16 protein-coding genes are annotated in these 23,815 nt (G+C 43.4%); 10 read left to right on the forward strand and 6 right to left on the reverse strand.

Features of this window, described 5'->3' with window-relative positions; genetic code table 11:
* Window positions 1-29: 29 nt before the first annotated feature.
* Window positions 30-1,319, reverse strand: a complete 1,290-nt coding sequence (locus INP83_RS09155; protein WP_219127165.1) for a hypothetical protein — start codon at window positions 1,317-1,319, stop codon at window positions 30-32.
* 222 nt (window positions 1,320-1,541) lie between these two features.
* Here INP83_RS09155 and INP83_RS09160 point away from each other — a divergent pair, with 222 nt between their 5' ends.
* On the forward strand, window positions 1,542-3,257 hold the full coding sequence (locus tag INP83_RS09160; protein WP_219127166.1) for a GMC oxidoreductase: 1,716 nt from the start codon (window positions 1,542-1,544) through the stop codon (window positions 3,255-3,257).
* A gap of 115 nt (window positions 3,258-3,372) precedes the next feature.
* Here INP83_RS09160 and INP83_RS09165 read toward each other — a convergent pair whose 3' ends face one another.
* Entirely contained in the window at window positions 3,373-4,701 is a 1,329-nt protein-coding gene (locus tag INP83_RS09165; RefSeq protein ID WP_219127167.1) for an MBL fold metallo-hydrolase, read from the reverse strand.
* Window positions 4,702-4,974: 273 nt separating this feature from the next.
* Between INP83_RS09165 and INP83_RS09170 the strand changes: the two genes are divergently transcribed.
* Window positions 4,975-5,292: a tol-pal system YbgF family protein gene (locus INP83_RS09170; RefSeq protein ID WP_219127168.1), complete on the forward strand. Its 318-nt coding sequence runs from the start codon at window positions 4,975-4,977 to the stop codon at window positions 5,290-5,292.
* 615 nt (window positions 5,293-5,907) lie between these two features.
* Here the strand turns inward: INP83_RS09170 and INP83_RS09175 are convergent.
* Window positions 5,908-7,977 (reverse strand): M13 family metallopeptidase, encoded by a 2,070-nt coding sequence (locus INP83_RS09175; protein WP_219127169.1) that lies wholly within the window; start codon window positions 7,975-7,977, stop codon window positions 5,908-5,910.
* 363 nt (window positions 7,978-8,340) lie between these two features.
* Between INP83_RS09175 and INP83_RS09180 the strand changes: the two genes are divergently transcribed.
* Entirely contained in the window at window positions 8,341-11,022 is a 2,682-nt protein-coding gene (locus tag INP83_RS09180) for a valine--tRNA ligase (RefSeq protein WP_219127170.1), read from the forward strand.
* 91 nt (window positions 11,023-11,113) lie between these two features.
* Window positions 11,114-12,973, forward strand: a complete 1,860-nt coding sequence (locus tag INP83_RS09185; RefSeq protein ID WP_219127171.1) for an ATP-binding protein — start codon at window positions 11,114-11,116, stop codon at window positions 12,971-12,973.
* Here the strand turns inward: INP83_RS09185 and INP83_RS09190 are convergent.
* Window positions 12,966-13,418 (reverse strand): type I restriction enzyme HsdR N-terminal domain-containing protein, encoded by a 453-nt coding sequence (locus INP83_RS09190; protein ID WP_219127172.1) that lies wholly within the window; start codon window positions 13,416-13,418, stop codon window positions 12,966-12,968. The two genes, INP83_RS09185 and INP83_RS09190, sit on opposite strands and share 8 nt — an antisense overlap.
* Window positions 13,419-13,474: 56 nt before the next feature.
* Here INP83_RS09190 and holA point away from each other — a divergent pair, with 56 nt between their 5' ends.
* Complete coding sequence (holA, locus tag INP83_RS09195; RefSeq protein WP_255563284.1) at window positions 13,475-14,533, forward strand: DNA polymerase III subunit delta; 1,059 nt, start codon at window positions 13,475-13,477, stop codon at window positions 14,531-14,533.
* A gap of 10 nt (window positions 14,534-14,543) precedes the next feature.
* Here holA and INP83_RS09200 read toward each other — a convergent pair whose 3' ends face one another.
* Window positions 14,544-16,277 (reverse strand): ATP-binding protein, encoded by a 1,734-nt coding sequence (locus INP83_RS09200; protein WP_219127173.1) that lies wholly within the window; start codon window positions 16,275-16,277, stop codon window positions 14,544-14,546.
* A gap of 281 nt (window positions 16,278-16,558) precedes the next feature.
* Between INP83_RS09200 and INP83_RS09205 the strand changes: the two genes are divergently transcribed.
* The 4 genes from INP83_RS09205 (at window position 16,559) to INP83_RS09220 (ending at window position 20,652) form a co-directional block, all read left to right on the forward strand.
* A complete protein-coding gene (locus INP83_RS09205; RefSeq protein ID WP_219127174.1) occupies window positions 16,559-17,893 on the forward strand; it encodes a sigma-54 dependent transcriptional regulator in 1,335 nt (444 codons plus the stop codon).
* Between the two features lie 189 nt (window positions 17,894-18,082).
* Window positions 18,083-19,501, forward strand: a complete 1,419-nt coding sequence (locus INP83_RS09210) for an outer membrane beta-barrel protein (RefSeq protein ID WP_219127175.1) — start codon at window positions 18,083-18,085, stop codon at window positions 19,499-19,501.
* An 18-nt stretch (window positions 19,502-19,519) separates the two neighbouring features.
* On the forward strand, window positions 19,520-20,098 hold the full coding sequence (locus INP83_RS09215; RefSeq protein ID WP_219127176.1) for a hypothetical protein: 579 nt from the start codon (window positions 19,520-19,522) through the stop codon (window positions 20,096-20,098).
* Window positions 20,099-20,244: 146 nt separating this feature from the next.
* Window positions 20,245-20,652 carry an EVE domain-containing protein gene (locus INP83_RS09220; RefSeq protein ID WP_219127177.1) on the forward strand — a complete coding sequence of 136 codons (408 nt, stop codon included), beginning with the start codon at window positions 20,245-20,247 and terminating at the stop codon, window positions 20,650-20,652.
* A gap of 35 nt (window positions 20,653-20,687) precedes the next feature.
* Here the strand turns inward: INP83_RS09220 and INP83_RS09225 are convergent, their stop codons facing one another.
* Window positions 20,688-21,719, reverse strand: coding sequence for a quinone-dependent dihydroorotate dehydrogenase (locus tag INP83_RS09225; RefSeq protein WP_219127178.1), 1,032 nt, complete (start codon window positions 21,717-21,719; stop codon window positions 20,688-20,690).
* Between the two features lie 167 nt (window positions 21,720-21,886).
* Here INP83_RS09225 and INP83_RS09230 point away from each other — a divergent pair, with 167 nt between their 5' ends.
* Window positions 21,887-23,803: an ABC-F family ATP-binding cassette domain-containing protein gene (locus INP83_RS09230; RefSeq protein ID WP_219127179.1), complete on the forward strand. Its 1,917-nt coding sequence runs from the start codon at window positions 21,887-21,889 to the stop codon at window positions 23,801-23,803.
* Window positions 23,804-23,815: the final 12 nt, after the last annotated feature.

Below are 23,815 nucleotides of genomic sequence, written 5' to 3' on the forward strand. Positions count from 1 at the left end.
AAGGGCGATTTTGCTTTAAAGCAATTTGACTACCTGTTATAAGGGTATTCGTTTATCCAGTTAAAGCCCCTGTTGATAAGCCTGAATTTCTTAAGGTCTATCTTTTTCAGCCTTATCTCTAACGAATCTGAGCGCTTAAGTCCTTTAAGCAAAAGTTCGTCTTTCTTAGGTATGCTGTAGGTGAATATGCCTTTGTTTAAACTATCTGTGTAAGGAGCCATGAGAACGGTATGCTTGACGGTATCCAGTTTCCAATCATAACGCCTGATGGTATCATCCATAAATGTTACTCTTGCCCCGCCACTGTAAGATAGGATTAACTTATTCCATCTCGTGGTGTCAGTTGCAAGCGGCGGTACGGTATCATGGTTGCGTATAAAGGTCTCTACCTGGTAAATGCCGTACAATGGTGGTTTGGGAGCACTATCTCCGTATTGGCTCATCGCCTGTATGTCGCTTACCAAGTTACCTGCAAGTACGTAAACTATCAGCAAATATTTTATTACAGTGGTGGAAATGTTAACCCAGCGTTTCTTAAAGGTATGAGGTGTAAGATTAGCAGGTGCGGCGGGTTTATTGAGGATAAAGAAGTTGATGAGCCTTACTGCATCCTTAAACAGCAGGAATAAACACATCAGCGTTAACATCGTTGAAAGCAGCTTTACGGGTACGTCAAAGGCATAATTGATAGCCATAATATTGGCGGCAACAACCAGCCCAAGTAAAGCACCAAGAGTTGAGGTACGCCTGAAAAATAAAAGCAAACCACAAGTGATTTCCCCAAGCCCTGTAAAAATATTGAAGCCGTAGGAGTAGCCCATATAGGTCCAGGCTAATCCCATTGGCGACATATCGCCAACAGGTTCCAGTAAACGGTTAAGATCTGGCGATGGAAATTGTAATTTGATAACTTTTACAAACCCGTAAGTGAGCATGGTGATGGCCACGTAATAACGTACAACCACAGTGAGCCAGTAAAAAAGCTTGTTGTAGTTTCGCACCTTGCGATCGGCTACGCTCCAAATAATGGTGGCAACCAAGGCCAATACAAAAATGAGCAGCATGATCACATAATCATAGGTAGTATCTCCGCTGCCATTGGTAAAAACTGTAATTGGCTTCGCGAGGTGAAGGATGTTATTTCCTATCCAAACCACCAGGCTATGAAATGGTGTAATATATTGCTCAAACAATACATTGATGTAAGGCAATACACCGTTTGGGTTAAAAAAAATATACAAAAGAAAGAACACCAGGAAAAAGCGCAGGGCAATTTTACGGGCAGCCGACCAGTAAACAGGTTCGTCAGTGGTTGTCATAAATAGTGGGTTTGGTTATTCTAAAATAGTATTTATCCATTTAAAAGGAAATCGATTTGTATTGCATTTGAAATGGATTATTCAAATTAATAAGTAATGACAGATTGTTTTCCCAGTCTTGATAATGGAAGTAATCCTCAAGATCATCCTATAGCCTCTTGAGCAAGTAAGAATTTTGCATTTTTTGGCAAATGCTTAACTTACGTTCACCAATTTAAAGCTATGGCGAACGTTAATTTCAACAAACTATCTGATAATACCTTTGATGCCATTGTAATTGGCTCTGGTATAAGCGGTGGCTGGGCTGCTAAAGAGCTGTGCGAACATGGCCTTAAAACGCTTGTTTTGGAGCGCGGTAAGGATGTAGTACATTTAAAGGACTACCCAACGGCCACTAAAAACCCATGGGACTTTCCGCACCGCGGGCGTTTGCCATTGGAAGTTAAAAAAGAAAATCCGGTTGTAGACCGTTGCTATGCTTTTAGTGAAGCCACCGAGCATTTCTTTGTGAAAGATAAGGAGCACCCCTACGTGCAAGATAAGCCATTTGATTGGATCCGCGGTTACCAGGTTGGCGGTAAATCATTGTTGTGGGCCAGGCAAACGCAACGCTGGAGCAAATTTGATTTTGAAGGGCCTGCCCGCGATGGTTTTGCTGTTGACTGGCCGATAAGGTATGATGACCTTGCCCCTTGGTATAGCCACGTTGAACGTTTTGCCGGTATCAGCGGTAATCTCGACGGCCTGGAAACCCTGCCTGATGGGGAGTTTTTACCTGCCTGGACAATGAATGTTGTTGAGAAGGAGATACAGAAACGTATTATGGCCAACTACAAAGACCGTAATGTAATCATTGGCCGGTGTGCGCATCTAACCCAGCCTAAAGAGATACATCTGCAGCAGGGCAGAGGCCAATGCCAGGCGCGCAGTTTATGCGAGCGTGGATGTCCGTTTGGTGGGTATTTTAGCTCCAATTCATCTACCATTCCCTGGGCGGCTAAAACCGGTAATTTAACCTTACGGCCTGATTCTGTTGTGCATTCTATCATTTATGATGAACAGAAGCAAAAGGCAATAGGCGTGCGTGTGGTAGATGCTCACACGGGCAAGGCTATAGAATATTTCGCGCGCATCATATTTGTTAACGGTGCAACCTTAAACAGTAACCTTATTTTGCTTAATTCTACCTCAACCCGTTTCGCTAACGGCTTGGGTAATGATCACGATCAGCTGGGTAAATACATCGCGTTTCATAATTACCGCGGCTCGTTAACTGCTGATTTTGACGGGCCGATGGACAGCTACTATTACGGCCGAAGGCCAACTGCGGTAATGATGCCTAACTTCAGAAACGTTCACAAACAGGAGACCGATTTTTTACGGGGATATATGGTTTTCTATACCGCTACGCGCGCAGGTTGGGGCCACCAAACGGACGGCGCTCAAATAGGTGCAGACTTTAAGCAAAATATCAGCGAGGCTGGTCCGTGGGGGATTTATATGATGATGCAGGGCGAGACCATCCCTAAGGCCAGCAACTTTGTGCAACTAAGCAAAACGCTAAAGGATAAATGGGGCGTGCCGCAACTACAGATATCGGTTGATTATGATGATAACGACATTAAGTCGCTCAAAGACTTTTTACAGCAAGGAGCGGAAATGCTGGACAAAGCCGGCTGCAAGGATATCGCCACCAACGATAGCAAACAAGCACCCGGATTGGACATCCATGAAGTGGGCGGCGTCCGCATGGGGCATGATCCTAAAACATCTATGCTCAACAAATGGAACCAGCTACATGCATGCAAAAATGTGTTTGTAACCGATGGCGCCTGCATGACCTCGACCGGCACTCAAAACCCGTCGCTTACCTTCATGGCGCTTACTGCCCGTGCTTCAGATTATGCGGTTAAAGCGTTGAAGAAAGGCGAAGTATAAGCACGTAGATTAGCCCTTCGACAAGCTCAGGGTGACAATAATTGTTCAGCTCCCTCCTTGGGGAGCGGTGCGATAGACAGTACGCAAAGGCGGGGAGAGGCTTATGTAAGCTTGGTTACTTCCAGTCATTTACCGCTTCACCCAGGTCATAAACCGGCACTTCTGATGTAACAGCGCTGATAATACCCACCGCCGCCGCAGAACGGTAACCCGCTGCGCAGTGAACTAATATCGGCTTATCGGCAGGTATCTCGTTCACGCGTTCCCTAAGTTCCGGTAGTGGAATGGTCAAAGCATTGGCAAATAGCTTTCCTGATTTTATCTCGGCCCAGTTGCGAACGTCAATAATGGTGTAGGCATTAGGATTAGCCTTAAATTCTTCCAGATTAAGTATGGCGGATTTTTCTGTAGCAGTTGGAGGTGTTAACACAGCGGCTTTAATATTATGCTCGTAACCAATTTTTGCTGCCTTAGCAATAGCGGTATCTAAAGCGGCATCATCACTTCCTATCAGATAAAATTGTTCTTCCGGGCCCACAATAGAACCCAGCCAGGTTTCAAACTTTTCTGCATCCTGCAAATTATATGAGCCTTTAACATGGCCATTGCGATAAGCCTCGCGGTTGCGTGTATCTATGATAATAGCATCACTTATATCGGCAGGTTGTTGTCTGTTTACTTTAGCAACACTTTCTGCGTAGGCCGCGGCGCCGATCTTATTCAGTTCAACATCATAGCCAAAGTATTTTGGCATAAATGGCTGGTCGGCCATTAAGGTTTGCACAAATGCGAGTTCGTCCATCAACTGCAGTGCATAATTCTCGCGCAATTCTTTCCCTATGGTACTGTGCAGATCGGGGCTCATGCTTTTACCGCAAAGTGAGCCCGGGCCATGAGCGGGATAAACCTTTACATCGGCAGGCAGGGTCATTAATTTTTCGCGGGTACTGTGATACATCTGGCGGGCCAGTTCTTCTTTCTTGGCGGTGATGTTGCCAACTGATTCGCGCAGATCGGGTCTGCCAACATCGCCTGCAAAAAGCGTATCGCCTGTAAATATGGCGCATTCTTTACCATTCTCGTTCTCAACCAAAATACAAATAGAATCTGGTGAGTGTCCCGGTGTGTTTATTGCTTTAAGATTGATGTCTTCCAGTTTTATTTCGTCGCCCTCGTCAAAAGTTTGATGTGGGTAACCTGCACCGGCAAGTTTGCTCACGTAAATATCAGCACCAGTTGTGTGGTGTATCTCCAGATGTGAGCTCACAAAATCAGCGTGTGGATGCGTCTCGATAACACCAACTATTTCTGACTCATGCAGGTTAGCGAAATCATAATATGGTTGTGGATTACGAGCAGGATCAATAACGATCATTTTTCCGCTGCGAACAATGGCGTACGAGGCATGTGCCAGGCCTTTATCGTAAAACTGGTGAATTATCATAATGAAATCAGTGCCGCAAAGATAGGGTTTTACTAATAAGTGAAACTGCCCAATTGTTGTGAAGCGGTAAGATTATTGACGCGTAAATTTTAATTTAGCCAAATATTGTTAAGTATTGCGAACGTACCATTTGTTAGAGGGAAAATTATTTGGTGGTATACCATTCCGCAGATATTGTTAATGCTCTTGTTGCTTTTGGGCTTCTCCCAATTTGCGGCAGACGGATTTGAATTTATATACGCTTTTATAGCTTATTGGGCGATACTTTATTTAATGAGATGGCTTATTGCTACTGAACATCGAAAGGGCATCGCAGCACTTAAGAAAAATAAATACGAGAGGGCCTTGGATCACTTTAATAAAAGCGTTGCCTATTTTGAGCATAATGCCTGGATAGATAAGTACCGGTATATTACGATGTTCAGCTCGTCAAGAATGGGTTATCGTGAAATGGGGCTTTGCAACATTGCTTTCACGCTTAGTCAAATAGGCCGCGGGGCAGAGGCAAAGGAACTGTACAGAAAGATTCTTTCAGAATATCCGGACAATGGCATTGCCATTGCGTCCCTAAAAATGATGGCAGCAATTTAAAAGAGCAAACCGTGGTATTTGTGCCGGATGAGTGTTGAGGTTTTTGTTAACAAAGTCTTCAAAGTTTTATATCACCAGGGTAGCGTTATCCAAATATTTATTATTGTTACAATTTAAAACGAATGTAAGCTAAAGCTATATATCCGAACTGTATTCTATATTCTTGACTGATAAACCTGCAATATCAATTTTTGCTGTACTGCGTTTACTTGTGTTCTCAATTTTATCAGTGTAGAATATATATGCATAAATGGTGAATCTATTTTTGCCTGATCCTGACATAGTGGTGAAGCCTGTATTGAAATATTTGAAGTCTCCGTGGCTGAATAACCCTGGACATTTATAATTCACATAAATGCAGCCCTTTGATTCCAATAGTGGTTTGATATAACATTTTATTGCCTTATTGATTAATAAATGAATCAACAGGATATTTCCTGCAACGACAAAGGCAAACATAAGCAAGACCATGATGACAAAAGTTATAATATTATCAGGAGGCATGATTCTGAAATTCTCTTAATCAGACTGAAATTTGGAAAATATTTTTAAAAAAGCAAAGCCCGGCGTATGCCGGGCTTTGCAAGACTAAGCTCTAATCTCTAATCTCTAAAATTACCACACCTTTATCCTGTCTTCAGGCTTCTTAAACATTTTATCGCCGGGTTTAACATCAAAGGCAGCATACCATGCATCCATATTGGTAATAGGCGCATTGGTACGGAACTGCTCCGGTGAGTGCGGGTCTGTCAAAATACGTTGTGCAGCAGCCTCTGGGCGTTGTGAACCTCTCCAAACCTGTGCCCATGATAAGAAGAAGCGCTGGTCAGGCGTAAAGCCATCTATTTTGTTGTTCGACTGGCCTTGCTTTGTTTTCTTAAATGCTTCGTAAGCGATGTTTAAACCGCCAAGGTCGGCAAGGTTTTCACCAAGGGTAAGTTTACCGTTCACGTGCATGGTATCTAATACCGTAAAGGCATTGTATTGGTTCTCAACCTGTGTAGCGCGTACTTTAAATTTATCGGCATCCTCTTTCGTCCACCAATCGCGAAGCGTACCGTCGGCATCATACTGGCGTCCCTGGTCGTCAAAACCGTGGGTCATTTCGTGGCCGATAACTGCACCGATACCCCCGTAGTTAACCGCGTCATCCGCCTTAAAATCAAAAAACGGGAACTGCAGTATACCTGCCGGGAATGCGATCTCATTTGTGGTTGGGTTGTAATATGCATTAACCGTAGGTGGTGTCATACCCCAACGGGTTTTATCAACCGGTTTGCCCAGGCGGGTTACGTTAAAATTATAGCGCCACATAGAAAGGCGTTTAAGGTTGCCCGCATAATCATTACGGTTGATCACTACGCCATTGTAAGTTTCCCATTTATCAGGGTAACCTATTTTAACGGTGAAAGCATTAAGTTTGGTTAACGCTTTGGCTTTAGTAGCATCACTCATCCAGTCGAGGCGTTTAATGCGGTCGCCAAGGGTTATCTTCAAATTATTTACCAGGTCAAGCATGTACTTCTTGGCAGCAGGTGTAAAGTATTTCTCTACGTAAAGCTGGCCAAGCAATTCGCCCAGGCTACCATCAACAAGGCCGCTCATGCGCTCGTTGCGAGGGGTTTCTACTTTTTGGCCGCTTAGCGCGCTACTGTAAGCAAAGCTTGCTTTTACAAAGGGCGAGCTTAATGATGAAGCCGCACCTTTAAGTACATTCCATTTTAAATAGGTTTTCCAGTCTTCAACAGAAGTTGAAGCCAGCATGCCATCAATATCTTTAAAGAATGCGGGTTGACCAACCAGTATGGTATCCTGCCCGGTCACCTTCATCATTGGTAATAATTTAACCCAATTAAGGTGCGGGGTTGTTTTGCTGAAATCGGCAACCGAAAATTTGTTGTAGGTAACGTTAGGGTCGCGCATGGCAACACGGCTCAACTGAGATGCAGCCAGTTTTTTCTCGATATCAAAAACTGTTGCAGCATTTTTGGCCGCCGTTTCCTGCGGAGTACCGGTTAAGGCAAATAAGGTAGTTATGTAAGTTTTTAGCGCGTCCTGGATCTTTTTTGAACGTGCATCGTCCTTTAAGTAATTATCCCTATCCGGTAGGCTGGTGCCGCCCTGGCGTAATTGGGTAATGTAATTATCTACATGTTTGGAGTCCTGGCCAACGCCAAAACCAAACAACGGACTGCCCACACCATTCACACGCTCGTAAACTAATTCATTGATAACGCCATTTAAATCGCTGATCTTATCTATTCTTTGCAGATCGGCTTTTATTGGCGAGTATCCTTTTTTCTCAATAGCCAGGCTATCCATGCCACTGGCATAAAGGTCTCCAACACGTTGTTTTAAGCTGCCTTTAGGCTGCTTAGGGTTCTTACTCACTTCGGAAAGTAAGCTTAGCAGTCGGTCGGTATTGTCTTGTCTTAAGATATTAAAACTTCCCCAGCGGGTTTCCTTTGCAGGTATTGCATTCTGTTTTAGCCATCCGCCGTTGGCGTACTCAAAAAAATCGTCGCCCGGCTTAACAGACGGGTCCATGTTGGCAGGATCAATAAATTTCTTAGGCGGTTCGGCTGTTGTTTTGCCTTTTACAGGCTTATCGCCGTTTGATGCGTATACGCTGGCCGAAATGCATAGCGCGCCTGCCAGCATCAATTTTGAAAACTTTAACTTCATAATTAAATCAGTAAAAAGCTAAAGTTAAAAATTTAATGCGCGCAAAGGCAACTACAAAGCGGACGGGGGGCTTTATCGATTAAACCAGTTGATTACCACTGATAATCGTGACATCTTGATAATAGCTGCCAGAAAGCGGTTTACAGGCAAAGTTCTCATTTTTTGATGTGCTTATAAGGCTATAAACGCCGGTATGTAAAATTATTGTTGCGAAAATTTATTTATGACGCTTCTAAGATAGTGAGTGGAAACTGCGAATGATGAGTAGTGTTTATCTCAACTTTTAGAATTGGGTGGAATGATGTTTTCAAATAAAATTATTCCCGTTGGCGGCTGCCAACGGATTTGTTATTTTTGCGGGCTATGAGTATTGCAAAGACCTATTCACCTGCAGAAGCCGAAGAAAAATGGTACCAGTATTGGTTAGATAAAAAATTCTTCCGTTCTGTGCCAGACGAGCGCGAGCCGTACACCATTGTTATACCGCCGCCAAACGTTACCGGCGTGCTTCACATGGGTCACATGCTTAACAATACCATACAGGACGTGCTGATACGCCGTGCCCGCATGAAAGGTAAGAATGCCTGCTGGGTACCGGGTACAGACCATGCCAGCATCGCTACTGAAGCAAAAGTAGTAGCCATGCTTAAGGAACAGGGAATCAGCAAAAAAGACCTTACCCGCGAGCAGTTCCTTGCCCATGCCTATGATTGGAAGAACAAGTACGGCGGTATCATATTGGAGCAACTTAAGAAGTTAGGCGCCTCATGCGATTGGGACCGCACCAAATTTACTATGGATGAGGACATGAGCGAAGCCGTTATCGACTACTTTGTTCACCTCCACAAGCAAGGCCTTATTTACCGTGGTGTACGCATGATCAACTGGGATCCGCAAGGCAAAACAGCCGTAAGCGATGAGGAGGTTTTGCGTAAAGAGGTAAATCAGAAGCTTTATTATATCAAGTATCAAGTAGCAAGTATCGAGAATCAAGACGAAAATCAGTCTAACGACTCGATACTTGATACTAAATACTTAACCATTGCCACCACTCGCCCTGAAACTATAATGGCTGATGCTGCAATATGTATCAATCCTAATGATGAGCGTTATACCCATCTTCATGGCAAAACGGTTTTCATCCCGCTTATTAACCGCGAGATAACAGTCATATTAGATGAATATGTGACTATGGATTTTGGTACCGGTTGTTTGAAAGTTACACCGGCACATGACTTAAATGACTACGAGCTTGGCCAGCGCCATAATCTGCCTGTTATCGATATTTTAAATGACGATGGTACGCTTAACGAGAGAGCACAGATATTGGTCGGCGAAGATCGCTTTGCTGCCCGCAAGAAAATTGCTGTAATGCTTGAGGAAGCCGGCGCACTGGTAAAAACCGAAGACAATATTTCGCAGATCGGCGTATCAGAACGTACCTCGGCAGTTATTGAGCCAAAGCTTTCTATGCAGTGGTTCTGTAAAATGAAAGAGTTGGCACAGCCTGCTTTGGCGTACGTTTTAAACGGCGATGTAAAACTTATCCCGGAGAAATTCATCAACACCTACCGCCACTGGATGGAGAACGTGCGCGACTGGAATATCAGTCGCCAGTTGTGGTGGGGGCAACAGATACCGGCTTACTACCTGCCAACCGGTGAGTATGTGGTAGCTAAAACCAAAGAATTGGCTTTGGCAGAGGCGCAAAAACTGAATGCTTCATATACCATAGATGACCTTACCCAGGACGAGGATGTATTGGATACGTGGTTCTCATCGGGCTTGTGGCCAATCTCGGTTTTTGATGGTGTACGTAACCCTGATAACCCCGAGATAAACTATTACTACCCAACAAACGACCTGGTTACAGCACCGGAGATATTGTTCTTTTGGGTGGCACGTATGATCATGGCAGGCCATGAGCTACGCCAGCAAAAGCCGTTCAATAACGTTTATCTGACAGGTATCGTTCGCGATAAGCTGGGCCGCAAAATGTCAAAATCATTGGGGAACTCTCCTGATCCGCTTGATCTGATGGCTAAGTACAGTGCCGATGGTGTGCGTGTTGGCATGCTGCTTTGCTCGCCCGCAGGTAACGATCTGATGTTTGACGAGAAATATTGTGAACAGGGTAGTGCCTTCGGCAACAAAATATGGAATGCTTTTAAACTGGTAAAAGGATGGGAAGCTGATGATAGCATCCAGGCGGATAATTCGGTAGCTATCGAATGGTTCCAGAGCCGCTTTAATCAGGCGTTGGTAGAGATCGAGGAGAACTTTAGCCAGTACCGCTTATCAGAAGCTTTAATGGCTTCTTACAAATTGGTTTGGGACGACTTCTGCTCATCGTACCTGGAGATGGTTAAACCCCCATACCAAACGGATGTTGAAAGGCAGAAAATTGACACAGCATCGTACAACGCAACTGTTAGTTTTTTTGAAAATATCCTTAAGGTGCTTCACCCATACATGCCGTTCCTTACCGAGGAATTATGGCACGATGAGATCTTTGGTGAGCGTGATGAGCTTGAGTGTTGCATTGTTGCCCAACTTCCATTAATCGGGGAGATTAATACCCAACTGGTAGGGGAGATGGACGTGGTGCAGCAGGTAATTGCGCAGGTTAGGAATATTCGTAATAGCAAAGGTTTATCACCAAAAGAAACATTGCCGCTTGCTGTTAAGGTAAATTCGGCCATTGATTATCAGCAATATAGCGCCATTATTAAACACATAGCCAATATAACTGAGCTTGGTTTTGTGAACGAGGCTATTGCCGGAGCTGCAAATTTTGTAGCTGGCACCGATGAGTTCTTTGTTACGTTGAATATTGAGATAGACGTAGAGGCCGAAAAAGAGCGATTGGAGAAGGAGAGAGAGTATTTAACAGGTTTCTTAAGATCGGTAGATGCCAAGCTGGCTAATGAGCGCTTTGTGTCAAATGCAAAGCCGGAAGTAGTTGAAAATGAGCGTAAGAAGAAAGCTGATGCTGAGGCTAAGCTTAAGATTGTTGAAGAAAACTTAAAAGGATTGGCAAATTAATTGTAATGTTTAGCCGCACAGGTAACCTATAGCAGCTTATTGCGTATTAGGCTTTATTTGTTATATTAGTTTTCTTAACCGCGGCCAGGCCTTGAATTTTTTTAATCTTTCAATAAATAAGATCATAACGGACGAGATGTCGTTTCTCGACAAGGCTCGCATCCGTATGCTATACTACGGGTTTTTATTATCCATAGTAGGTCTTGGTGCACTCTTCCTTAGCGTTTATCTGCAGAACCTTAAGGTGATGACAGCTACTTGTGGCGGTGTGCTCATTGCAGTTGTAGCCTTATTTAAATATTTAACTTTCAAGCCTCACTGGCGTATTATATCCCATTTAACATTAATTATTGGTACGCTGATAAACTTGTCCAGCGTTTTTGTTATCCTCCAGGATGTAAACGTTATCACCATCCAGATCATCATTCTCATTATAGTATTCAGCTTTTACATGCTCGGGCAAAACTGGGGGATGTTTTACTCGCTGCTTAACCTGCTGCCGGTGTTGCTGTTTATGGTGATGAAGTATGACCACAATTACTACATAGCCTGGAAACCCGAACGTGCCGATGAAGCCACGGATATTATAGCAGCCTGCGTAAACTTCATTCTTATCATCTTTATCAATAGCCACTTTTACAATACTTTTATAGCCAATATTAAGCAGCTAAAGGATACCGGCGAACAGCAGGCCGCTTTAAACGTGAAATTTGAAAAGGCGATAGAAAAGGCAGAAAAATCATCACAGGCGCAGTCGGAGTTTTTGTCTACCATGTCACATGAGATACGTACGCCGTTGAATGCGGTGATAGGTATGAGCAACTTGCTGTTGATGAATAATCCCCGTGCAGATCAAAGTGAAAACCTGGAGATATTAAAGTTCTCGGCCAATAACCTGCTCGCCATTGTGAATGACGTGCTTGATTTTAATAAGATAGAATCGGGTAAGATCGTGTTTGAACAGATCAAATTTAACTTGGTTGATCTGATGCAAAACATCTGTGGCGGGCAAAGCATTAAGGCGCAGGAGAAGGGATTGCTTTTTAAACTTGATGTTGATAGTACATTGCGCCGCAAGCTTGTTTTTGGCGACCCTACGCGCTTAACGCAGATAATCTTTAACCTGGTTAGCAACGCCATAAAATTTACGGCACAAGGCAATATTTGGGTGAGGGTAACCTGTGTTGAAGACAGGCACAACAATATCACAGTAAGGTTTTCTGTAAAGGACACCGGTATTGGTATTAAGCCTGATAATTTAGAGAACATATTTGAACCCTTCACTCAGGAATCGGTAACTACTACCCGCCAATACGGGGGTACCGGTTTAGGTTTAGCGATAGTAAAGCGCCTGTTAGAGTTGCAGAACCTGCAGATGAGCGTAAACAGCGTATTTGGGCAGGGATCTGAATTTTCATTCAATATGGAATTCCCCGTATCTACAGAAGCCTATAATCCACCGAGGGAGGCGGCGCCGAGTGCCAGAACGACTGAGGTTTTTGCAGAAAGGCAATCACATAGTGAACAGCCATCTGTTTCGGAACCTGTCTCATTACCATCGGAGCCTACAGGTTTACGTGTTTTAGTTGCCGAAGACAATCCGGTTAACGTAATGCTAATGAAAAAGCTTTTCTCAAAGTGGAATATTATACCAACCATTGCTGAAAATGGCGAACGTGCGGTAGAGATAGTTCAATACGGTAATTTTGATGTGATCTTGATGGACTTGCAAATGCCGATTATGAACGGATTTGATGCTTCAAGGGAGATCCGTAAGATGACCGATCCTGCTAAGTCAGGCATTCCTATTATTGCCCTTACTGCATCGGCTTTGTTTGATATAAGAGAACAGGTTACCGCCGCCGGCATGAACGATTATGTGGCCAAGCCGTTCAAACCGGATGACCTGATGGAGAAGATCCAAAACCTGGTGGCTATCACGGTTAAATAGTATTGTATACCGGTAATTCTGCTAAAAATCTATAACTGTCTGTCTCGTGCTCAATTTTGCAGTAATAGTGCTGCAAACCATTACTTACAGCCATTAAAGCAACCTTGTGCACCATGTTGTAACGGGCAGCTTGGTTAAACGTAGCTTGTGTAATGTTTACCGATGGGGCTTTGCATTCTACAAGCAGTACCCTTTCTCCGGCAGAGTTGAAAACTACGATGTCCGTACGTTTGGATAGGCCGTTGAGTTTTAAGCCGCCTTCCAGTTTTATTAAGCTTTTTGGATAACCTTTTTCTTTAATAAGGTACTGTACAAAGTGCTGCCTCACCCATTCTTCGGGTGTAAGAATGATCTGTTTTTTACGCAACTCATCAAAAATGCTCAGCTTGCCATTGTCATCGGTTAGCTTAAAAGGGTATGGCGGAAGGTTGAGCGGAATTAACATCGAGTCAAAAGTAAAAAGTTAAAAGTCAAAAGTTCCCGGCTTTTATCCACAATGTAATGCCTTTTTACTATTTACTTTTTACTTTTGACATACCCATGGCTACAGCGCAGGATATCATCAAAGATCTTAAGAACAGTAAATTTAAGCCGCTATACCTGCTGCATGGCGAAGAACCGTATTATATAGACCTGATAGGTAACTATATTGAACGGAATGTACTTTCTGATGCCGAAAAAGGGTTTAATCAAACCATTTTGTACGGCAAAGATACCGACGTGATGACGGCCATAAATGCCGCCAAGCGTTACCCCATGATGAGCGATTACCAGGTGGTGATTGTTAAAGAGGCCCAGGATATGAAATGGGGCCGCGATGATGACGACAAGAAAAGCATCAACCCATTATTGGCATATCTTGAGGCGCCACTACCCAGCACCATTTTGGTTTTTTGCTACAAATACGGAAAGTTTGATAAACGGAAGAAAACGTTTAAGGCAATAGAAAAGAATGGGTTGGTATTTGAATCAGCTGGTTTGTATGACAATAAGATCCCCGGTTGGATTGAGGAATACTCGAACGATAAAAAATACAAAATTGCCCCGCAGGCAAGTGCTATACTGGCGGAGTATTTAGGTAATGACCTTTCTAAGATCGCTAACGAGCTCGACAAACTGATGCTTAATATCCCCCAGGGGCAAGAGATCTCGTTAAAAGATGTCCAGGATAACATTGGCATCAGCAAAGAATACAATGTATTTGAACTACAGTCAGCTCTGATCAGGAAAGATGCTTACAAGGCTAACCAGATCGTAAATTATTTTGAGGCCAACCCTAAAGCCAACCCAATAGTGTTGGTGTTGGGTAACCTCAATAACTTTTTCAGTAAGGTATTGGCCTACCACTACGTGAGAGATAAAGCTAATGCGGCTAAAGAATTAGGGGTAAGTCCGTACTTTTTAAAAGATTACGAGCAGGCCGCCAGGGGTTACAACCTCGCCAAAACCTTCCAGGTGATCAGCTGCCTCCGCGAGTACGACCTCAAAAGCAAAGGCCTCGATTCAAACACAGACCACGGCGGCTTAATGAAAGAGCTGGTTTACAAAATAATGCACTAAAGTACTATCCTCAGTACGGATGCACAGGTAGTGTAAAGTAAAAGCGGCTACCTTCATTGATCTTGCTTTTTACCCTTATCTCGCCATTTTGGGCAGTAATGAAATCCTTAGCTATTGCAAGCCCCAACCCGGTACCTGATATCCTTGAATCTTCGCCCGGAACTTTGAAATAGCGCTCAAATAAGCGGGATAAGTAATTTTCTTTAATACCCTCTCCATGGTCTCTTACAGAAAATTCAAGCACGTACTCAGCAGTTTTTGCAACGGCTAATTCTATCGTACTTTTGTTTGGACTATACTTTATGGCGTTGGTTAACAGGTTAATAAGCACCCACGCCGTTTTGTCCGGATCAGCCCATATCTGTGGTAGATCTTGCGGACAGTCTATCTTCAAGGCAATGTCCTTTTGCTCTGCCAACAACCTTACGCTTTTTTGAGCATAGTTAACAATACTGATAGGGTCTGTAGCAGTAAAGTTCAGCAACAACTTGCCGGTTTGCACCTGCCCCATGTCCAGCAGTTCAGAAGTTATTTTAAGCAGCCTGTCACTATCCTCCTCAATGTTATCTATTAATTCTTTCTGAAATTCGGTAATTGCCCCATACCTGTCGTTCTGCAGTAGCGCAGTACTCATTTTAATAGAGCCTATCGGGGTTTTCAATTCGTGGGATATGGTTGCTATGAAATTGGTCTTCGCTTCATCCAGGTGATAAAAACGTGTGATATTTTTAAGCAGTACAAAGTGGCCTATTTTGCTTTGTCCGTTCTTATTAGCCGGCAGGTGTATCTCAAAAAATTCGCGCGTAAAGTAGGTTTGCTCTCCGTCCAGTTCAAGCTTAAGGTCATAAATAGCATTTTCTGAGTGAATGAGTTTAGATATAACCTCGTTCCATTGTGCTATCTCTTTTAATTGCTTTCCTTTTATTTCTTCTTCCGTGACCGCTAAAAGTTTAATTGCCATAGGGTTGGCAAATATTATCCGTTCTTGCTCATCAAATCCTATGATCGCGTCGGTAACATTTTGCACAAGGGTTTCCACGCGTAGTTGTTCAAATTTTATGCTTTGCAGGTTGCCATCCTCGTAATCGCGCAGTTTGGTGACCATTTCATTGAATGACCGGCCCAGGCTTTGGAACTCGCTATTATCAGGGAAATGAACGTTCACCTCATAGTTTTTTCGGGAGATCTCACTAAATGCATTTATAAACCTGTTGATTGGCTGGCTGATATAGTTGGGAAACCTGAAAAGGAATAGAATCGTGATCAGCAAACTTACTGCTCCCAGTATACTCATGTTAAGCATCGCATTGTTGGCATCGATATTGGCTTTAGCGTTACGCTGGTATATAGCTTTCAAATTTACCGTGGAAATATGATAGACGGCCGCTTTCATCCTCGCCCTGTAAACAGCTTTTTTTAAGGGATCGTAGCTATACTTTTTAAACCCAATAAAGTTTGCAAACAGCGAGTCGGCGTATTCCTGTTCGTGCGGTTCTGTTATATTATTGTTCTCGTTGATGATGTTTTGCTGAATTATTTCCTGTTGTACATCATTTGGTATATCTGGCAGATCAAGGGCTTCATTGATATTCTTTACGAAAATGAGCGACTCGTAATTATCGCGTAGTATCGCTTTATCATCCTCAGCAATTTTTTTCAAATTCAGTACTGAAAGTATCGAGATAAGGGCAGTAAGTGTAAAGATCACCCCAAACCCTATGCGAAGTAGATTTTTAATTGTCATTTACCCGGAACTTGTGATAGGCGGGCTTTACAATGCCAGTGCCAGAGCTTTCGCGTTAGGCTCACAGACCGGATTACGGCCTGCGAATGCAGAATAAGAAATTTTTTACTGTTTTGGCCGAGTTGCTTAGTGCAGCATCTTTTTCATTTTGACAAAGTATTTTCCCAAAATGATAAGGTGACGCTGTTGGCCAACTTTGCTAAAAAGGTTAAATCATACGCTAACAGCCTGTTTATGCCGGCTTACAAAACAAGGCATATTTTTAGCTGCGCGCGAGGGCGATGGCAGATAATATCTTAATAATAGAAGATGAGGGCAAGTTTAGAGACCTGCTTGCGCGTATCATAGAAAATGAAGGGTTTAATGTTTATAAAGCGCCAAATGCTGCGGCTGGTTTAAAGCTGCTTAGCGAAAATGAGGTATCGGTGGTAATAAGTGACGTGAAACTACCTGATGCAAGCGGAGTTGAACTGGTAAAAAAAATAAAAGATCGGTTTGAAAGGGTGGAAGTTGTTGTGCTAACTGCCTTTGGTTCTATAAAGGACTGCGTTAAGGCGGTTAAAAACGGCGCTTTCGATTACATCATGAAAGGAGATGATAACGCTCGTATAGTTCCCATTGTTAAAAGTGCAGCAGAAAAATCAAGGCTGGTTATGCAGGCTAAGCCCCTGAAAAAGCAGATATCACAAGAGTATACCTTCGATTACATTATTGGCAACTCTCCTGCAACAAAACAAGCCGTAGCCATGGCCCAACAGGTTGCGGCAACCACCACTACTGTATTACTTTTGGGCGAGACAGGCACCGGCAAAGAGGTATTTGCCCAAGCCCTGCATAAAGCCAGCCCGCGGCATGATAAACCTTTTGTGGCAGTCAATTGCAGCTCGTTTTCCGGCGACCTGTTAAAGAGCGAACTCTTTGGCCATGTGGCTGGCTCTTTCACCGGCGCATTAAAAGACAAGAAAGGGCTTTTTGAGGAGGCTGATGGAGGCATACTTTTCCTGGATGAAATAGGGGAAATGAATCTGGAACTGCAAGCTCAATTGCTGCGTGTATTGGAGAATGGAGTTTTTAATCGTGTTGGCGAGGCGCGTACCACCAAAGTTAACACCCGTATTATTGCGGCTACTAACAGGAAACTTAAGAATGAGGCCATCAACGGTAAGTTCCGGCTCGACCTGTATTACCGGCTTGCGGTTTACACTATACAGCTGCCGCCACTACGCCAACGGGGTGAAGACATTAAAGCCCTTACTGAATATTTTGCGAACCAATTTGCCGTATTGTTTAATAAGCCTGTTCCGCAGATCAGCTCTAATTTGTTGAAATGTTTAAGTGAACATCTATGGCCGGGTAACATACGCGAGCTAAGAAATCTGATGGAACGTTTAATGATCATCAACAGCGGCGAGGAATTAACAACCGCATCATTACCGTCAGATTTTTTTGAGGAAACTTTAGCAGAGCAGCGTGATTCGTTTGATTTAAACGACCTTGAGACACGGTACATTCGTAAGGCCCTTTATCAAACCAATGGTAATAAAAAAGAGGCTGCTCAATTGCTTGGTATAAGCCTTTCTACCCTCTATCGCAAAATGGAAGAATACCACATCTAAGATTCTCAATCTGATAAATATTTTCTCATTCTAAAAAATTTAAGGCGATAAATTAGAATTTTATAATTATTATTTAACTGAAAATCAGTGTAATAACACATCTCTTAAAGTTTGGCATCTGCGTAGCATAGCCCGCATCAGATAGTTGATCTATCGCTACTAACAGATTTAAAATTTAAGCGATTAAACATGAAAAAATTTTTTACCGCACTTACAATTGCGCTTACCTGTGCTTCTATTAACACAATGGCTCAAACGGCCAGTGAAACAAAACCAGAGCAAAAAGACTCGACGAAAAAGAAACTTGAGATCCCTGCAGATGCTGAACCTTTAAACTATGCCGATTTCTCCTGGATCAACGGCCAAAACCGCCAGAAATCAAAGTTGCTGGATAATAAATATTTCACGGGCGACTTTACCTTCGACATGAACTATACCCGCTCTAACCATAACCCTATTGATAATACGGTTACCGGTTCTACAGCACTTGCCAGGAATGGTGAAGCAGAAGTATCGTTCGTAGGCATAGGTGGTGATTTTCATTACGACAATGTACGCGGCCGTATCATGACGCAGTTTGGTACCCGTTCAACCGTTGTACCACGTAACGACTATAGTGGCTACCGCGGTCAGTATGACCTGCCTGATGCTTACAGATACTTAAGCGAGGCTTATGGTGGTTACCACTTTAATGCATGGCATGGTATTAACGTAGATATGGGTATCTTCATGTCGTACATTGGTATGTACTCCTACAATAACTTTGAAAACTGGAGTTATCAGCCTTCTTACACGTCAGACAACACACCATGGTTTTTTAACGGTATAAGGGTTCAGGCTTTCCCATCGGTAACTACCAAGGTTGAGTTATGGATCATCAACGGATGGCAATCTTATGGCATGTTTAATAAAATGCCCGGCATTGGCTTCTCGGTTAATACAAGGCCAAGCCCTACTTTCTCGTTCGTGAGCAACAACTACTTTGGTACGGATGTGGCAGGTGCACCCGGTGTTAAACGTTATCACACAGATAACTCTATTCAGCATTTATATTTTGATGCAGCAAATAAAAGTACATCAGGTATAAAACGCGCAGCATTTACCCTCACAGCCGATTTTGGTTTCCAGAATGGTACAGCTCCGGGCGGCGTAGTTTACTCTGCTTTTGGTAAAAATGCCTCAAACTTTATCAGCGCTATGGCATACAACCGCTTATGGTTTGGTAAGGATATGAAATGGGGATGGACACTTGGCGGCGGCTTTATGAGTAACCCAAGCCGCTACCTGGCGTTAGTGCCTCCGGGCCAGGCTACAGATTCTTTCCTGGCGGCATCAACCCCGGGTGCTAAAATGGCCGGCTGGGATGCATCATCTTGTATAGATTATAACCCCAACCAGTTCCTTACCGTGCGTTTCGAACTTGTACACAGGTTCATGAATGTTCCTTATTTTAATGGCCATGGTGGTGTTACCAGTCCTTCTGGCTACCAAACCAATCCGGCCACATCGTTCAACCCAAACTCTTACATCCCCGCCGATGCGTCTTTTACACCAGACCTTGTTAAATCAGAGAACAGGTTTATCATCGCATTAATGACACGTTTTTAATCACAATTTTTAAAGATCATGAAAAATTTACAGAATGTATTTTGCAGCATGATGCTCATAGTTGCATGCACGCTGATGTCTACAAAGGTCAAAGCCCAGTCAACATCCGGCATTTACCTGTCGGCAGATGATTTCGTTAACCATAAATTGAGCTATACTACGGAAGCAGAGACGCATCACATCAGGTTCAACGGATTATTTGACTGGTCAACCATCAAGATAGACGAAAACGGGAAGCCTGTGCACCTCCGTAAAACCGAAATTTTTGGTTACAGGCTAAACGGCACCGATTACCGATTTTTCAAGAACACCGCCTACAAAATAATTGCCGATAAGGGTATTTATCTATATGCCGCTTATCAACTGGAGCCGGGCACACGTGGAATGAAAAGAGTTGAAGATTTTTACTTTAGCCAAAAACCGGACACCACTATAAGGCCGTTGACCCTGACTAATTTGGAGACAAGCTTCCAAAATGATACGCAGTTTTTGTACGCGCTTGAGGGCTTCTTCAGATCGGATAAACAACTCGCCGATTACGACAACAAGCTGCACGAGTATAAATTAGAGTATATATACGGGCAAACTGTTAAGTAAAAAGCTGTAACATGTTACGTTAAGAGCTGATCTGTTTAAACGCATCAGCTCTTTTAAGTTAAAGACCGTTTTAACTGTTTCATGATATTGCTTATTTTGCCCCCGCATTCATAGCATGCCATGAATGTATTTATTTGAAGATATACATGAATCATTGGTTAGTAAAATCGGAACCGTTTAAATATAGCTGGGAGAAATTTAACCAGGAAGGCCGTACTTTTTGGGATGGCGTACGCAATTACCAGGCGCGTAACAACCTGCGCGGCATGAAGGTGGGCGATTTAGTTTTTTGGTACCATAGCAACGAGGGTAAAGAAATTGTTGGTATTGCCCGCGTGGTAAAAGAAGCGTACCAGGACCCCACAACTGATGATACCAACTGGGTGGTTGTTGATCTTGAACCTGTACAGAGCCTTAAAAAGCCGGTTACGCTTGAACAAATTAAAGCCGACGAACAGCTTAAAGATATTGGCCTGGTAAGGCAGGGACGCCTTTCGGTAATGGCTGTAACCCGCGAGGAATTTGACAGGATATTGGAATTGGCAGGGGAATAAATAAAAGGGCATATCGGTAGATATGCCTTAGTGTTTTATAAAAGCCTCTTCAAAATCCTCTTTATCAAACCTGGCCCCTCATAAATAAAACCGGTATATAACTGTACCAATGATGCACCTGCGTTAAGTTTCTCTAATGCATCTTCGGCAGAATGGATTCCACCTACGCCAATAATTGGGAAAGCTCCATTTGATGCTTTGTGTAAATAGCTGATAACCTCTGTAGAACGCTTGGTAACAGGTTTGCCGCTTAGTCCGCCGGTTTCATCTTTATGCGCAGAAACTAAACTATCTCGACTGATGGTAGTATTGGTCGCAATAATGCCAGCAATACCTGTTTGCTTTACAATGTCTGCGATATCATCTAATTGCGAATTGGTAAGGTCAGGGGCTATCTTCAATAGTATGGGCCTGCTGATGCCATTTTTGCTGTTACGTTGCTGCAGTGTGTTCAGGATGTTCATCAGCGGTTCTTTCTCCTGCAATTCGCGTAGTCCGGGGGTGTTTGGCGAGCTTACATTCACTACAAAATAGTCAACCACATCAAAAAGCCTGTCGAAGCACTTAATGTAGTCGTTAACGGCTTCCTCATTAGGCGTTACTTTGTTTTTGCCGATGTTGCCACCGATGACCAACGCTTGCTCGCCCTTTTTTAAACTGTTACGGTATGTGGCAATGCGTTGCGCTGCTACATCGACGCCAAGGTTATTAAAGCCCATTCGATTGATAAGCGCGCTATCCGCCGGCAGGCGAAACATACGTGGTTTTGGATTGCCGGGCTGGGGTAGGGGTGTAACGGTACCAACCTCACTAAAGCCGAAACCAAGGTTTCCCATTTCGGCTATCATTTCGGCATTTTTATCAAAACCGGCTGCCAAACCCACAGGGTTTTTAAACTTTAAACCGAACACTTCGCGTTCCAGGCGCTTGTCATCAATCGTCCACATGGCTTTGCTAAGCGCTTTGCCTCCGGGGAATTTATTAAAGCGTTTAAGGTTACGGGTAACAAAGTAGTGGATGTTCTCAGGGTCGAACTTAAATAACAGCGGTTTGATCAATTGATACATGCCGCGAAGTTAGTTATTTAGGTTTTAGGGTTAAAGGCAAAAGGTTAAGGGTTTTAAATGAATGCTTTATATCAAGGCCTTCCGCATTTTACTTTTAAGCTTTCGCCTTTGGCCATTTACCTTTATCCTTTCACCTCTCCCCCCAAAACCGTATCTTTGCGCCCGAAATGATAGCTATAAATAACCTTACGTTTGAGATTGGTGCGCGCGCCCTTTATGATGAAGCTAACTGGCATATAAAACCAGGCGAAAAGATCGGGTTGATAGGTGCAAACGGTACCGGTAAAACCACCCTACTAAAGATCATAGTAGGCGATTACAAGCCAACATCGGGCACTATATCAATGGCCAAGGACCTTACCATGGGTTACCTTAACCAGGACCTGCTATCATACTCGTCTGATAAAAATATTGTGCATGTTGCCATGGAAGCCTTCGAGCGCCAAAACCAACTGCATGATGAAATAGAGAACCTGCTTAAAAAGTTGGAGACCGATTACAGCGAGGATCTGTTAAACAAACTGAGCGACAAGCAACACGAGTTTGAACTGCTTGATGGTTATAATATTGAATACAAGGCGCACGAGATATTGGCGGGTTTAGGTTTTAGCGAGGCAGATTGCCAGCGTAAGCTAAGTACTTTTTCGGGCGGATGGCGTATGCGGGTGATGTTAGCAAAGATACTTTTACAGGCACCTGATATCCTGCTGCTGGATGAGCCTACCAACCACCTTGACTTACCTTCGATTCAATGGCTGGAAGATTACCTGAAATCTTTTGAAGGTGCCATCGTTATCGTATCGCACGATAGATGGTTCTTGGATAAGGTGATCAACCGCACGGTTGAATCGCGCAAAGGTAAGCTTACGGTCTATGCCGGTAATTATAGCTTCTACCTGGAAGAAAAGGAAATGCGCTCGGAAATACAGCGCGGCGAGTTTAAGAACCAGCAAGCGAAAATACGCCAGGAAGAACGTTTGATAGAACGTTTCCGCGCCAAGGCTTCCAAAGCAAAAATGGCGCAGTCGCGTATTAAAATGCTCGATAAAATGGAGCGTGTTGAGGATGTGGATGATGATAATCCTGAGGTAAACTTTAGCTTTAAATTCAGCAAGCAATCTGGAAGACACGTGGTAACTTTAGAACATATCACAAAAAAATATCCGGGTATTGATATTCTTGACGATGCTGAGGCAATTATAGAAAAAGGCGACAAAATTGCTTTGATCGGTGCTAACGGTAAAGGTAAATCTACCTTATTGCGCATAGTAGCAGGTGCCGATCAGGATTTTACCGGTACAGCACAAACCGGCCATAACGTTACCCAGACTTTCTTTGCGCAGCACCAGTTAGAGAGCTTGCACCTGGAGAACCAGATATTGCAGGAGCTGCAATCTTTTGCACCAAAACATACGGATACCGAGCTTCGTTCAATATTGGGTTCGTTCCTGTTTACAGGCGATGATGTTTTCAAGAAGATCAAAGTACTATCGGGAGGAGAGAAATCGCGTGTGGCGCTTGCAAAGGCGCTTACTGCCGATGCTAACTTCCTAGTATTGGATGAGCCTACCAACCACTTGGATATGGCATCGGTTAACATACTTATACAAGCCCTGCAGCAATATGAAGGTACAGTGATCGTGGTATCGCACGATAGGTATTTCCTGGATAATGTTGCCAACAAGATTTGGTTTATTGAAGATCAAAAGATAAAACAATATCCGGGCACTTACCAGGAATATGATGAGTGGAACGCAAAGCGCAAACTGGAGCCAAAAGCAGCACCTTTACCTCAACCTAAAAAAGAAGAAAAAAAGCCTGAACCGGTTAAGCAACCAACCGACAATAAAGCTCAGCAACTAAAAAAAATGAATCAGGACCTGTCTAAATTGGAAGAGCAGGTTAGTGCATTGGAGAAAGAAGTGAAAAGCCTGGAAACGCAATTAGCAAACAACGACGTGTACAATCAGGTAGATAAACTTCAGCAACTTACTGATAAGTATCAGCTGAAGAAGCTGGAGATGCGAGAGCAGCAGGCCCGTTGGGAGGCACTTGCCGAGCAGATAATGGAACTGGAAGGCTAATCAAAAATATGA

Origin of the sequence: Mucilaginibacter sp. 21P (assembly GCF_019331605.1) — a bacterium.
Taxonomy (GTDB): domain Bacteria; phylum Bacteroidota; class Bacteroidia; order Sphingobacteriales; family Sphingobacteriaceae; genus Mucilaginibacter; species Mucilaginibacter achroorhodeus.